Annotated in this window: 12 protein-coding genes and 1 riboswitch; of the genes, 1 reads left to right on the forward strand and 11 read right to left on the reverse strand. The window is 40.7% G+C overall.

What is annotated here, in order from left to right; genetic code table 11:
- Positions 1-77: 77 nt before the first annotated feature.
- Positions 78-773, reverse strand: a complete 696-nt coding sequence (locus ABFG93_RS04935; RefSeq protein WP_347551141.1) for a DUF421 domain-containing protein — start codon at positions 771-773, stop codon at positions 78-80.
- A 118-nt stretch (positions 774-891) separates the two neighbouring features.
- Positions 892-1,314 carry a DUF1801 domain-containing protein gene (locus ABFG93_RS04940; protein WP_347551143.1) on the reverse strand — a complete coding sequence of 141 codons (423 nt, stop codon included), beginning with the start codon at positions 1,312-1,314 and terminating at the stop codon, positions 892-894.
- A gap of 342 nt (positions 1,315-1,656) precedes the next feature.
- Between ABFG93_RS04940 and ABFG93_RS04945 the strand changes: the two genes are divergently transcribed.
- Positions 1,657-2,136, forward strand: coding sequence for a site-2 protease family protein (locus ABFG93_RS04945; protein ID WP_347551145.1), 480 nt, complete (start codon positions 1,657-1,659; stop codon positions 2,134-2,136).
- A gap of 70 nt (positions 2,137-2,206) precedes the next feature.
- Here ABFG93_RS04945 and ABFG93_RS04950 read toward each other — a convergent pair whose 3' ends face one another.
- From ABFG93_RS04950 to ABFG93_RS04990, 9 genes are all read right to left on the reverse strand, one after another.
- Positions 2,207-2,752: a hypothetical protein gene (locus tag ABFG93_RS04950; protein WP_347551147.1), complete on the reverse strand. Its 546-nt coding sequence runs from the start codon at positions 2,750-2,752 to the stop codon at positions 2,207-2,209.
- 128 nt (positions 2,753-2,880) lie between these two features.
- A complete protein-coding gene (locus ABFG93_RS04955) occupies positions 2,881-4,107 on the reverse strand; it encodes a threonine synthase (RefSeq protein WP_347551149.1) in 1,227 nt (408 codons plus the stop codon).
- A 99-nt stretch (positions 4,108-4,206) separates the two neighbouring features.
- Positions 4,207-5,910 carry an assimilatory sulfite reductase (NADPH) hemoprotein subunit gene (gene cysI, locus ABFG93_RS04960; protein WP_347551151.1) on the reverse strand — a complete coding sequence of 568 codons (1,704 nt, stop codon included), beginning with the start codon at positions 5,908-5,910 and terminating at the stop codon, positions 4,207-4,209.
- Positions 5,911-5,932: 22 nt separating this feature from the next.
- Positions 5,933-7,771 carry an assimilatory sulfite reductase (NADPH) flavoprotein subunit gene (locus ABFG93_RS04965; RefSeq protein WP_347551152.1) on the reverse strand — a complete coding sequence of 613 codons (1,839 nt, stop codon included), beginning with the start codon at positions 7,769-7,771 and terminating at the stop codon, positions 5,933-5,935.
- A 171-nt stretch (positions 7,772-7,942) separates the two neighbouring features.
- A riboswitch (SAM riboswitch) is annotated at positions 7,943-8,057 on the reverse strand.
- 216 nt (positions 8,058-8,273) lie between these two features.
- Positions 8,274-9,956: a glycoside hydrolase family 13 protein gene (locus ABFG93_RS04970; protein WP_347552758.1), complete on the reverse strand. Its 1,683-nt coding sequence runs from the start codon at positions 9,954-9,956 to the stop codon at positions 8,274-8,276.
- Positions 9,957-9,975: 19 nt separating this feature from the next.
- A complete protein-coding gene (locus tag ABFG93_RS04975) occupies positions 9,976-10,794 on the reverse strand; it encodes a carbohydrate ABC transporter permease (protein WP_347551154.1) in 819 nt (272 codons plus the stop codon).
- Complete coding sequence (locus tag ABFG93_RS04980) at positions 10,794-11,657, reverse strand: carbohydrate ABC transporter permease (protein WP_347551156.1); 864 nt, start codon at positions 11,655-11,657, stop codon at positions 10,794-10,796. Before ABFG93_RS04980 ends, ABFG93_RS04975 begins: the two co-directional genes overlap by 1 nt.
- A 56-nt stretch (positions 11,658-11,713) precedes the next feature.
- Positions 11,714-12,943: an ABC transporter substrate-binding protein gene (locus tag ABFG93_RS04985; protein ID WP_347551157.1), complete on the reverse strand. Its 1,230-nt coding sequence runs from the start codon at positions 12,941-12,943 to the stop codon at positions 11,714-11,716.
- Between the two features lie 83 nt (positions 12,944-13,026).
- Positions 13,027-14,034 carry a LacI family DNA-binding transcriptional regulator gene (locus tag ABFG93_RS04990; RefSeq protein WP_347551159.1) on the reverse strand — a complete coding sequence of 336 codons (1,008 nt, stop codon included), beginning with the start codon at positions 14,032-14,034 and terminating at the stop codon, positions 13,027-13,029.
- Between the last annotated feature and the right edge of the window lie 53 nt (positions 14,035-14,087).

Here is a 14,087-nt window from a genome sequence, read left to right on the forward strand (position 1 = left end):
GCTGTCTTATTTCTTGATTAAGAAATCCAGTTGATGTTAATAAAGAGAGGACATACCTACCTCCTATAGTCATTCAGCTACATTGAACTATCTTTCTTCTGATCAACATAAAGGGTACCATCCTGTTGAATTTCAGCATATAAAACGCTTGAAACATCCTGTACCCCCTCTTGTGCGAGTTGCTGATCCAACCATTCTTTATCCCGATTCAACATCTTTAAATTTTTCATATTAACGATACCTTCTGATACCACTTCAGTGGGTATGGGGAATGGTTTCGGGCTAATTAATGTATTCATATCATGCTTTGTCACCGTCTGTACCGGATCCTTTTTCATAACAGAAATTTTTCCATTCGTTTCAAAAATAGCATAATTAACATCTGAAAGCTGGAAGACATTCTTTTCTCTAATTAGAGATCTTAATGCATCAATATCCAAACGAGTTTTCCGAAGAGCATGTTCCATGATCTTCCCTTCTCTTATCACAATGATTGGTTCTCCAGTCGTAACTTTACGAGCGCTTTTAAACTTGATATCAATCATACCAAGTATAAGCGTAAAAATCGTCCATCCAACCAGTGCAATTATACCAATAGAAAGAGTTATGTTTTTATTAAAAGCAATATTTGCAGCTAAAGAACCTATCGCTACTGCGGAGACCCAGTTAAAATAGGTCATCTGACTAATTTCTTTTCTCCCCATAACTCTGGCAAGAATAAATAGCACTATAAAAGTGATTGTGATTCTAACAAGTACTTCAGTTATGTCCATCTTATAACACCCTTCATCTAGAGGTTTAGCATTGTAACAATATCTATTACTGTCTCCCCTATTAGAAATTGCTATTCATGCTTTTAAGAAAAAGAGGCTGTTACAATTTCCTTCCAGATCATTGATCGGAGTATGTTTCATTAAAGTAAGCAATTGATTTAGTTATCAATGTTTTTAGTACGCCTACATCGATATCCGCAACTTTATTAATGTACACACAGGCCTTCCCTGTCATATGCTTTCCAAGCTGCTCGAGCATTTCCTCCCGCTCTGGATCTCCCTGGGCTAAGTACAAACTAATCTTCGCTTTTCTCGGCGAAAAGCCCACAAACGGTGCATCACCTTCATGTCCTGATTCATATTTGTAATGATAAGATCCAAAGCCGATGATGCTCGGACCCCACATTTTCGCCTCATACCCTGTTGTTTCAGTAAAAATATCTAGCAATCGATAAGCATCTTCTTGCTTTTTTGGATGAGCGACCTTTTCAATAAACTCAATGACACTGTTATCCGTTTCCTTTGTTTTCAGGTCATACATTCGTTAATCCCCCATTTCACTGTTAATTTCACACTCCACTTCCATTACTATATTTTTATGTTCAATCCTGCTTCAAACCGTAAAATAGCACCAAAATCTCTAAGAATATATGGATTCATTACCACATTTCTAAATGATTTAATAAGAATATCTCTGACATGTTTCTTTTATTACCGTTTCATGATTCTTACTCTAAAAGAGTTATAGATCCACTGAATCGGGAACGTCCTGTTCTAGAGTACTTATCACTTAAAAAAACTCTGATAGTTACTATTGATGAACCCCTGATATTGGGCTCCTTAACAGAACAAAAAAACATCATGATCGAGACGGAGGGTTTATATGTTTACCTTAAATGATATACCAATGTTTTTCGTGAACTTTTTCATTATTTTACCGATTGTGACACTTGTCCATGAGGCAGGTCATGTCCTAATCGCAAGACTATTTGGCGGAAAAATTAAATTTTGTATCGGCTCTGGCCGGACACTGTTTCATATAGGATCACTTGAAATCAAACGATTGTATTTTATGGAGGGATGGTGCCAGTACAGAGAACTGAAATACAATAAAACCTGGGCTCACGTGGCTATCTATTTAGGTGGCAGTTTGTTTAACCTTATCGTTATTTTGCTGATTAACTATTTAGTTGCATCAAAGGCTATTCCCGTTACGCTGTTCTTCTATCAATTTACGTATTTCTCTGTTTACTTTATCTTCTTCTCACTTCTGCCATTTCGAAACGACGACGGTAGACCGAGTGATGGAATGGCCGTCTTTGATGTCCTACGCTACGGAAAATCAGTCGATCCAATTGATTAAACTCACAACGAAAGCATGGAATGAAAAGAACCTATTCTGGAAAACCAGAATAGGTTCTTTACTAGTAGGTCTATTTCCAAATTAATCGATACTTTTTAATGTATTTAGGATCGTCTAAGGATTCAATTAAATTCATTGCCTGCTTCCTAATCTCCTCATCTTTTACCTCATCATATAAATGCTTTAATCCCTGCAGGATATCAGCGCGAATTAGCGTGTGATTTCTTTCATCCTCACAGTTTAGAAAACGGTCAACGAGATAAGAAATAACTAACTTTCGCTGTTCGACTCCAGCAAGACCAACTCTCCAGATTGCCTGCAGACTATGGCGTGCGGTTACAAACTTAGGATCTTTTGTCACATCCCATAGAGCTTCAAAATCATTTAGTATACGCTTTTTTGGATCACTGATAGCTAGATGCGATAAAAACTGTGCACACCTTGATCGCTGATGATTGTCTTTGGCTGTTAGTCCTTCTAGCAACTCTTCCCAAACGTCATAAGCCCAGTCTACTTCTTGTGTCGTTGCTTCAAGAATATGGTTGTAAGCTTCGTATTGGAGTGTTTTGTCCTTAGCTTGTAAGTTATCGAATTCTCGTTTCATGGATTCTTCCAATTTCTATCACCTTCTCATTTTGTAATCATCATATAAAAGACCTCTGGCTCACACAAGTCCAATTAAATTTATAAAAAAGTCCACTGTACCGTGCCAGTGGACTTTGCTTAACTCATGTAGTTTCTCTATTAGATATTAGATGAGAAGGAAATTCGTTCATTCGGTTCTAACACAGGAGCGTGTACATCAAAAGCATCCGGATATTTGATCCCCTGGCCGGTATTTAAACATATAACCCTCTCATCCGCTTTAATCCAATTCGTTTCTCTTAAATACCTTGCGGCCGCAAATGTACTTGCTCCTTCAGGACAAACAAACTGCCCTTCTATTCTAGCTACGTCCTTCTGAGTACTTCGAATGTCATCTTCTGAAACGGCAATTGCACATCCTTCCGTTTGATAGATAGCATCGAGCACTAGAAAGTCTCCAATCGCTTTGGGCACATTAATGCCGAATGCATGGGTTTGAGAGTTTTCCCAGAAATCTGATTCCATCTTCCCTTCCTCGAATGCTTTAACAATCGGCGCACAGCCTTCAGACTGAACCGCTACAAGGCGCGGCAGCCTCTGACCTTCAATCCATCCAAGCTGCTGAAGCTCCCTTAGCACTTTATATATGCCGATTAATCCAACACCCCCGCCGGTTGGATAAAGGATCACATCAGGTAGCTCCCATTGGGACTGCTCAGCAATTTCATACCCCATCGTTTTCTTCCCCTCAATTCGATAAGGCTCTTTAAGAGTTGATGCATCATAAAAGCCCTGCTGCTTCACAACATCAGCGACAATTTTGCCAGCATCACTGATTAAGCCATTTACAAGGTACAGATGAGCCCCAGAAATGCTTACTTCTTTTCTCGTAATCTCAGGTGCGTCTTCAGGCATCACAATATGAGCAGTGATTCCCGCCTTGGCTGCATAAAGCGACCAGGCAGCGCCAGCATTTCCGTTTGTCGGCATGGCGAGATGCTGAACACCAAGTTCTTTAGCTTTTGAAATGCCTACTGAAGCCCCTCTTGCTTTAAAGGAGCCCGTTGGCACCATGCCTTCATCTTTTATGTATAAATGAGGAATGTCAAAAACTTTTCCAAGTGCTGGCATTGGTAGTAATGGCGTCATTCCTTCTTCAAAACTCACAATATCATTTTCATCCTGTACTGGCAGCAATTCATGATAGCGCCAGAGAGACTGATCGCGATCCTGTAAATCTTCTTTTGTGAGACTTTTCTTTACTGCTTCAAGATCATAGTCTACAAGCAAAGGTGAGCCACATACGCATAACTGCTGAATCGTTTTGGGAGAGTAGGTTTCCTTGCATTTCGGACAGGATAAATGAGATATCATACTGAATGTCATTCGAGCACCTCCATTGGTATCGTACCATCATCATAACATTGAGCAGACAGACTGAAACCCAAAGCTCACGTACAGGTGAACTCTGGGTCTCGAGTTATTTTAACTATGAAAATCAAGTCCCGAGCGAACTTCTTTCACATATCCCGCTCGAATCACATAATCACCAAAGTGCTCTTTCTCTTCTTTTTCCTTCGCATAATTAAATAGAATCGGTTTCAGTGATTGTAAAATTTCTTCCTCTCCGATATTTTCGCGGTACAGCTTACTCAAACGGTCTCCAACGAAACCGGCGCCGAGATACATGTTGTATTTACCAGGTCCCTTCCCAATAAACGCAATTTCCCCAAGGGTAGGACGTGAGCAGCTATTCGGACACCCGGACATTCGAATTACAATTTCCTCATCCCGGATTCCCGCCTCGTCAACGATCACTTCAATTTTATCAATCAATGATGGAAGGTACCGTTCTGCTTCCGCCATCGCAAGGCCACAGGTTGGGAAGGCCACACATGCCATCGAATTTTGACGCAATGCGGAATTTTTCTTTCCATCCGTCAAACCGTATTGTTCAACAAGATCCTCGATTTCAGATCTTTTTTCTTCGGTTACGTTCGCAATGATTAAATTCTGGTTCGGGGTCAGACGGAAATCCCCATTATGTGCCTTCGCGATTTCTCTTAGCCCTGTCTTAAGCTTATAATCTTCCGTATCAACAATGCGGCCATTTTGAATAAAGAGCGTTAAATGCCATTTCCCATCACCCTTCACCCAGCCATAGCGGTCGCCGTTATGATCGAAATGGTATGTGCGTTCTTCAGCTAAGTCCCATCCAAGTCTCGTGTTAAGTTCACTTTTAACCCAGTCGAGTCCTCTACTATCAATCGTGTACTTAAATCGGGCGTTCTTCCGTTCAGATCGATTTCCGTAATCACGCTGAATCGTAATGATTTTCTCAGCTACTTCAACAATCTGGTCAGGAGCGCAAAAACCGATGACCCTTGAAAGCTGTGGATACGTGTTCGTGTCTCCGTGCGTCATGCCCATACCACCACCAACGGCGACATTAAAGCCCTGAAGCTTGCCTTCCTCAATAATGGCGATAAAGCCAAGATCCTGGGAGAAGATATCGACATCGTTCGAAGGTGGTACGGCTACACCAATTTTAAACTTCCTTGGCAAATAGTGCGGGCCGTACATTGGTTCAATTTCTTCTTCCTTTCGATCAAGCACCTTCTCCTCATCAAGCCAGATTTCATGATACGCCTTCGTTCTTGGCAGAAGGTCATCGCTTAATTTTCGTGCAAGACCATAGACCTCAGCATGAATGTCTGACTGGTACGGATTCGCATTACACATGACATTTCGATTCACATCACCACACGCAGCGATCGAATCCATCAGCACGCGATCCATCGCCTGGATGCTTTTCTTCATGTTCCATTTCAAAACACCGTGCAATTGGAAAGTTTGGCGCGTTGTTAATTTCAACGTTCCATTGCCATAGTTATCAGAAAGGTCATCCATTACTAGCCACTGCTCAGGGGTTGAAACACCTCCTGGTAATCGAACACGGACCATAAATTGATAGGCAGGTTCTAGCTTTTGTTGTTTACGTTCTTGGCGGATATCTCGATCGTCCTGCATATAACTGCCATGAAATTTTAATAGCTTTGTATCCGCATCTGGAATCGATGCAGTAATCGGATCAGCAAAGCTTTCGACAAGTGACCCTCGCAAGTAATTGCTTTCGTCTTTAATCTTTTCCATCCCGCTCAGGTTTTCCTGCAACGTCTTTTTCGTCATGATCGCACTCCTTTCCTGCTACTCAATACACATCACGCTGGTAGCGTTTTTCGTTTCGTAAATCAGCAAGGTAAGCCTCCGCTTCCGCTTCACTGTAGTCTCCCTCTTCCTGAAGGATTGTTACAAGGGCCGCATGAACGTCCTTCGCCATATACTTCTCGTCACCGCATACATATACATGCGCTCCAGCGTTTAGCCAGTTATATAGCTCCTTGCTTCTCCCTAGCATCCGATGTTGTACATATACCTTTTCATTGGTATCACGAGAAAAAGCCACATCCATTCTTGAAAGGACACCATCTTTTAACCATTTTTGCCACTCAATTTGATAAAGAAAGTCTGTGACAAAGTGCTGTTCACCGAAGAACAACCACGTTTCTCCTCGTGCGCCCGCTTCCTCCCGCTCCTGCAAGAATGCGCGATAAGGCGCTACGCCAGTGCCAGCCCCGATCATTATCACCGGTGTGTCTGGATTTTCAGGCAACCGGAAATTTTGATTACGCTGCACAAACACTGGTAGTGTATCACCCGGCTGTGAACGCTCCGCACATTGACCAGAGCATACGCCAGTGCGATCACGTCCGTGAGCATCGTATCTGAGCGCCCCGATTGTTAGATGGACTTCATCCTCATTAGCTCTTGAGCTGCTCGCGATCGAATATAGCCGCACCGGTATTTTTCGCAACACGGTTATGAATTCTTTTGCTGAAACGGGCCACGGCCCAAAATCGCGTACTAAATCAATTAGGTCCCGTCCATAAAGGTATGTTTTAAGCTCTTCCCCTCCAGCCTCCAGCACCTTATTAAGCGCATCATTTGGGGTGAGTAATGCGATTTTTTCAAGCAAAGGCTTTGTGAGACTTGTAATCTCATAGGTCTTCACAAGCGCCTCACGAAGGGATGTAAGGTCACCTTCCTTATTGATTGGCACCTGTTCATTAGGATCCCAATCCATTTCTTCAATTAAATGATCGACAAGGACTGTATCATTTTCAGGATAAATCCCCAGACTATCCCCTGGTTCATAATCAAGACCTGAGCCTTCAAGGTCTAGCTCAAGGTGGCGCGTCTCCTTGTTCGATCCCCTTCCATTAAGGTTGATATTCGCAATAATTTCAGCCTTAAACGGATTCTTTCTGGAGTATGTTGCTCGAGCTTGAGATGGTTCTGATTCCCCTGCTGAGGATGAACTTACTTCAGGCGCATCATTTAAAACAGCTAGAACCCCTTCAAACCATTCTTCCGCAGGCTCTTCAAAATCAAGATCGCAGTCAACGCGAGGATAAATCCGCGTCCCACCTAATTCTTCCAATCGTTGATCGAAATCTTTCCCGGTCTGGCAGAAAAACTCATAGGAGCTATCTCCAAGAGAAAGTACAGAAAAGCGTATATCCGTTATTTCTGGCGCTCGATCGCTATAAAGAAAATCATAGAAGCTGAGCGCATTATCCGGCGGATCACCATCACCATGTGTACTTGAAATAAGCAATAAATCCTGCACTTTCTTAAGAGCTTTCGGCTTGAAATCATCCAGTGATGAAAGGGTAACCGTATAGTCTTGTTCGAGTCTCTTAAAGAATTCTTCAGCGAGTCCCTCACCGTTTCCCGTATGCGATCCGTAGAGAATCGTGATCTCGCGCGTCTTAGTCCCACCCTGATTATGGTTTTCTAGATTTGGAACAGGATAATCTTGAACAGTTGGCTCAAGCGTTGCTGCTGCTTCTGTTGCACCAGGAACAGAAGGAACAGAAAGATACCCGCTCAACCAGATTTTTTGAGTTTCCGTAAGTGTTGGCAATAATCGATTTAATAGCTCCGTTTGCTCATGAGTAAACGGGCTGTTCATCACTTGGAACTGCAATAATATCCACCTCACAATAACTTTTTTAAAATAAATTCAATGTAGTACAAGTTGTTTACTCGGATTTAAACCTAAACTAATTTCACTTCTCCTTTCCTGCATCCTGTAAACGAAAAAAACCTCTCTTCGTTAAAGTAAGAAGAAAGGTTTTGTTAATAGAATCAGCCAATCTTCTTATCTTTCAGGCGCGTCGTCCTGCTGGATTTGGCACAGTACGTGATGAAGAACCATCACATCGGTTGCCGAGGCTTCAAAGGGCCAGTCCCTCCACCTCTCTTGATAAGAAATGTTGCTATGAAATTGTTAAAAAGCAATGATTGCTTCAAATTTTATCCTCTTGTGAATCAAATGTCAATATATTATTAGAAAATTATTATCATTCAATTAACTAAGAAAGGCCCAGAATAAGGTCTATTTCAAAAAGTTGAATCAAAATAACCATGACAATTTTCACTCAATTGATACGCTTTTTATCTTCAAAGTTTTATTGCGAATCATGATCTTAGAATTCCAACTTGTATACCCGTGCCTCAAAAGGGTGCAGCGCAAATCGTCCAATTGACTCATCCTCGTTCACATCGTAGTTACTGATCCATAATGATTTACTGCGATGCTTTAACTCTTCAGGAAGAGCAAATTCAGACTTCTGATCCGAGAAATTAAGAATAACGAGTATTGTTTCACCTTCATACCTTCTCGTATAAGCATAAATTTCGTCATGGTCTTCTAGAATAAGATCATACTGACCGTAGACAAGAATTGGATTTTCTTTTCGAAGTTTAATCAATTCTTTATAGTAATGGTAGATAGAATCAGGATTAGTTACTGCTAATTTTGCATTCACTTCTTTGTAATTTGGATTCACTTTTATCCACGGGTTACCTGTTGTAAATCCAGCATGACTCGTGTTATCCCACTGCATTGGCGTTCTAGCATTGTCTCGCCCTTTCTTGTATATCGCCTGCATGACTTTTGCCGGATCTTCTTTATCCTGGTCAACCTTTTCATGATACATATTTAACGTCTCAATGTCCTTATACTCCTCAATGGAATCAAAATGAACATTTGTCATACCAAGCTCTTCACCTTGATAGACGTAAGGCGTTCCCTGCAGCGTATGAAGGAAGGTGGCGAGCATTTTCGCTGACTCCACACGGTAGGTTGTATCATCTCCAAATCTTGATACCATCCGTGGCTGATCATGGTTGTTCAAGTACAGGCTGTTCCATCCTGCTTCTTCCAACCCTTTCTGCCATTTCGTGAACGTCTCCTTTAGATCGTTTAGCTTTAGAGGCTGAACATCCCATTTCCCATCACCTGAATCAAGATCAACGTGCTCAAATTGGAAAACCATATTCAGTTCATTACGATCATCAGCTGTATAATTCTGCGCATCAGCTACGTCTAAACCTGGCATTTCACCCACTGTCATCACATCATAATGAGAGAGAACCTTTTCGTTCATTTCCTTCAAATACTCATGGATCCGTGGACCATTCATGAAATAATCTCCACCAGAAACATAGCGTTTACCATTCGGATTTGGTGCATCCGGAAGCCCTGGTACTTTAGAAATAAAGTTAATAACGTCCATTCTGAAACCGTCAATTCCCTTATCAAGCCACCACTGCATCATGTCATAGACTTCCTGTCTTAAAGTGGGATTCTCCCAGTTAAGGTCAGGCTGCTTTTTACTGAATAAATGGAGATAGTATTCATCAGTTTTTTCATCATAGTCCCAAACAGAACCACTAAAAGCCGACTCCCAGTTATTCGGTTCTTTGCCGTCCTTACCAGGTTTCCAGATATAATAATCTCTGAATGGATTGTCTTTCGACTTCCGGCTTTCTTCAAACCAGTTGTGCTCATCAGAAGAATGGTTTACCACGAGGTCCATAATCAACTTCATACCACGCTGATGAACCTCATGCAGCATTTCCTCCCAATCTTCCATCGTGCCAAACTCTTCCATAATGGCACGGTAGTCACTAATATCATAACCATTGTCATCATTAGGAGATTGATAGACGGGAGACAGCCAGATCACATCTATACCAAGTTCCTTCAAGTAGTCCAGTTTCTCAGTAATGCCTTTAATATCGCCAACCCCATCACCATTGCTATCATTGAAACTTCTCGGGTAAATTTGATATACGACACTTTCTTTCCACCATGTTTTCTCCATCATCATCCACTCCATTTCTCTATTTAATAGCGCCTTTCGTTACACCGCTAATAATCCATTTCTGGGCAAAGATATAAACAAGTATCATCGGAGCAAGAGCCATCAAATAAGAGGCAAATGCTAAATTGTAATCTGTACTAAATTGAGATTGGAAAATATATTGCACTAAAGGTAACGTAGCAAGCTCTTGATCACTCAAGATTACGAGTGGCAACATAAAGTCATTCCATGCCCATAGTGTTGTCAGAATACCGACTGTGGCATTCATCGGAGCAAGAAGCGGGAAAATAACCTTCCAGAAAACACCCCATGTGCTTGCTCCATCCATTATTGCTGCTTCTTCAAGCTCCTTCGGAATAGATTTGATATAGCCAACGTAGATAAAGACGTTAAAGGCAAGTCCATACACGACATATAGCATAATCAATCCAACTAGATTATCAATTCCCCATGAACTTGTTTGTTTCACAATTGGTAACATGATTATAGGAAAAGGAACAAACATCGCACTCACGAAATAGTAGAAAAGAAACTTATAAAACTTTTTATGCATATTTCGTGCAATAGCATAAGCGACCATCGAATTTGTGAGCAACGTTAAAACAACAACAAATAACGTAATGAATGCGCTGTTTCCAAGAGCATTGAAGAAATTTGTTAGTTGGATTGCTTCTGTGAAATTTTCAAATCGCCATTCTTTAGGTAGAGCTAGAAATGAATCGGCTAGTTCCTGAGGGGTTTTTAGCGCGATCGTAACCGTGAGATACAATGGAAAGAGAATGAGCAGTGAACCAAGAATTAATAAGGTTGTTATAAACCAATTCGATTTCTTTCCCATTACATTTCCACCTCTCTTCTTTGTAAGACCTTAATTTGAATGACTGAAATGACTACAATGATAACGAAATAAACAACCGCATTAGCAGACTGGTAAGCAAACTCTCCACCTTCAAAACCACCTCGATAGATTAATAGAGAGATCGATTCGGTAGCCTGTCCAGGCCCCCCACCGGTTAACGCAATAATGTGATCGAACACCATCAAGAAGTTCTTCATGGCAAGCACCATGTTAATCGTGAAGAACGTTGCAATAAGAGGAAACGTTATGCTCCAGAACTTTCTCCATGGTCCAGCACCATCAATACTTGCAGCCTCATATAAATCCTCAGGTATAGTCACAAGACCAGCTAGATAAAGTATCGTATTGAATGCTACCGCCTGCCACACAGCTACAATGACAACTCCGATCCAGGCAACATCCTGATCTCCAAGAATATTCCTTGTCAACGCATTAATTCCAAGCCCTTCTGCAATTTCAGGAATGAAATGTGCGAAGATAAAATTAAATATATAACCGACGATCAAGATACTTAAAATATTTGGCATGAAGTAAACTGCTCTCAGCGTCTTTTGAAATTTTATTTTTGCGTTTAGCCCCATCGCTACAATAAGACTAATGACATTAACAAGAATGGTTGAAACGACCGCGAATTTGAAAGTGAAAAGATAGGCATGAAGAGCTCGCTCATCCTTAAAGACATTAATATAGTTTTTTAATCCAACAAAATCAAAATCCCCATACCCTCTCCAGTTTGTAAAGCTATAATAAACCCCTTGAAGAGCAGGATATGTATGGAAAGTAAAAAAGAGCAACAGGGCAGGAACAGTCATGATTATAAAAGCGTTTTTCCGTTTATGCATGTTCACCTCTCCTTTAAGGTAAATGAAGAGGCACCTTAGTAGATGCCCATTTTCATTTATCGGTTTTGAACCTTTTCCCACTCTTCATCCATTTTCTTCAGGAATTCATCTTTGTTTTTATTAATCAAAAAGTCTTGAATCAAATTCTCTGCTTGCATTCCTGCAGGATAATAATGGTCAGGGAAGCTGGTAATTGAACCTTCTTGAAAGTTAACCTTTATTCCCTCCATGACAGGATCCTCCTGGAATACACCCTCTACAGCTGAGAATGCTGCTTGCTCATCGATATATTGTTTTGCATTTTGTTCATTAATCATAAACTCAATGAACTTCTTCGCTTCCTCGGAATATTCGGTATCACTATTAACAGCAAATAAAACGTCTACACCGGAAACTAGTTTGTTCTCTTCAGGTGTATTTGTAACTGGCATTGCAAAAACCCCTAAGTTAATATCCGGATTTGCTTTCTTGATTTCAGGGATGGCCCAGTTTCCTTGTAAGTACATAACCCCTTCACCTTTTGCGAAAGCTGTGTTTCCATCACCATAAGCAACACCCATGTTGTCTTGATGTCCATATTCTAAAAGCGTTAACATTTTATCTGCTACTTCAGGATAATCTTCCTGAAAACTCGCCTCACCGTTGTTTACCTTTTTCGCAAACTCTTCAGGTTGAATATTCGCAGCAAGAGAATTCCATGGAATCATTCCTGTCCAAGCATCCTTTAACGTCAGGTATAAAGGAATTTCTCCCTCAGCCTTTGCTTTGTCGAGTATTGCTACAAACTCATCCCATGTTTTGGGAACTTCAACACCCAGCTCTTCAAATTTATCTTTGTTATAAATGACAGCGTTCGCATTTGTAGCATAGGGAATACCATACGTTCCTTCTTTTTCTTCTCCCGCTAGACGGTTAATCATATCTAAATAGGCAGGCTGAATTTTGTTAATCATTTCTGAATCTGATAAATCCATTAATACTCCTGCACGGGCCAGCTCCCCATAAGTTGCATTCCCACCGATCGCCATAACATCCGGCAAATCATTTTTTGTTAACCGTGACTTCAGGACAGTTTCTGCTTCTGGCGGTGCATTTAATTTGATATCGATATCAGGATTTTCTTCTTCAAACTTTTTAATGAGAGCCTTATAGGTTTCCGTATTCTCCGATTTATTAGAGAACACCTCTAGTGCATCGTCTTTACCACCACTACTACATCCTGTTAAAAGTGCCGCGCCGAGAGCCATTGAAACAAAACCGGTAACCAATTTGCTATGAAGCTTCATCCTATACTCCTCCTTCGGTTGGTTTAATCATTTATCGCGTTAATAAACTTAAGTAAACGTTTAACTAAATGATTAAAAAAAAATTAATTTATTTTTTTTACGGATTCTCTCTCTATAATGCGATGTGGCATAATTCTACTTTCCACTGTGTTCCCGCTGGCAATTGATTTAAAGAGCATTTTAGCTCCTGTTTGCCCCATCTCATATAAGGGTTGAGCGACAGTAGTTAATGGGGGAATTATCATTTGTGCAATCTTAATATTATCATAACCTATTACAGACAACTGATCAGGAACCGTAATTCCAAGCTTATATGCTGCTGAAATGACACCTACTGCCACATCATCACTCGTAGCTACAATCCCTGTAAGATCAGGAAATCGTGATAGAAGAGGTTCTAGATTAGTAAGACCATCTTCGTAAGCAAACCCTTTCGTATAAAAGACCTGTTCCTCACTAGCCCTTAAACCGTAGTGATTTAATGCTTCTAGAAAACCCTGTGCCCTTGGATAGCCAGCAATTGTATCTTCCTTTGGACCACTAATCATCCCAAGATTCTTATGCCCTTGATTGATCATATATTGTGTGGCACTAAAAACAGCAGATCGATCATTTACCTTCACATAAGGCAATTGAAACTCTAATGACTCAGTAGAAATAAGAACAACTGGCACATCCATCTTTTTCATAATATCATCATATTCTTTTGTCAGTACTTCACTAACATAGAGGATGCCCTCTACTCTTTTCTCATTTAACAGCTGTAAGTATTTCTTCGTTCGTTTCCCACTTGAATCAGTGTGACAAACAATGACACTGTGTCCCAACTCATGTGCGACATCCTCAATACCATTCAAAATTTCAGACGATAGCATGCTTGATACGTCAGGGAAAAGAACGCCGATTGTTTGTGTTTTCTTGTTAATTAAGCCTCTTGCTACCGCATTGGGTTGATAGCCCAGTTCCTCAATGGCGTCAAGGACTTTTTGTTTTGTCTTTGGAGAATATCCCGGTAAGTCATTCAAAATCCTGGATACTGTAGCAATAGACACATTTGCCTTTTTGGCTACATCTTTAATGGTTGAAGCCATGTCTCACCTTCTTTCGAGTAAACGTTTACGTAATTTCTTATTCCCATAATAAC

It is taken from the genome of Pseudalkalibacillus hwajinpoensis (assembly GCF_039851965.1).
GTDB classification, from domain to species: Bacteria; Bacillota; Bacilli; order Bacillales; family Guptibacillaceae; genus Guptibacillus; species Guptibacillus hwajinpoensis_E.

Bases quoted from the DNA above. Each gene is read 5' to 3' on its own strand.
- ABFG93_RS04990 (WP_347551159.1), bottom strand. From the start codon at position 14,034: ATGGCTTCAACCATTAAAGATGTAGCCAAAAAGGCAAATGTGTCTATT.
- ABFG93_RS04945 (WP_347551145.1), top strand. From the start codon at position 1,657: ATGTTTACCTTAAATGATATACCAATGTTTTTCGTGAACTTTTTCATT.
- ABFG93_RS04955 (WP_347551149.1), bottom strand. From the start codon at position 4,107: ATGACATTCAGTATGATATCTCATTTATCCTGTCCGAAATGCAAGGAA.
- ABFG93_RS04940 (WP_347551143.1), bottom strand. From the start codon at position 1,314: ATGTATGACCTGAAAACAAAGGAAACGGATAACAGTGTCATTGAGTTT.
- ABFG93_RS04935 (WP_347551141.1), bottom strand. From the start codon at position 773: ATGGACATAACTGAAGTACTTGTTAGAATCACAATCACTTTTATAGTG.
- cysI (WP_347551151.1), bottom strand. From the start codon at position 5,910: ATGACGAAAAAGACGTTGCAGGAAAACCTGAGCGGGATGGAAAAGATT.
- ABFG93_RS04985 (WP_347551157.1), bottom strand. From the start codon at position 12,943: ATGAAGCTTCATAGCAAATTGGTTACCGGTTTTGTTTCAATGGCTCTC.
- ABFG93_RS04980 (WP_347551156.1), bottom strand. From the start codon at position 11,657: ATGCATAAACGGAAAAACGCTTTTATAATCATGACTGTTCCTGCCCTG.
- ABFG93_RS04970 (WP_347552758.1), bottom strand. From the start codon at position 9,956: ATGGAGAAAACATGGTGGAAAGAAAGTGTCGTATATCAAATTTACCCG.
- ABFG93_RS04975 (WP_347551154.1), bottom strand. From the start codon at position 10,794: ATGGGAAAGAAATCGAATTGGTTTATAACAACCTTATTAATTCTTGGT.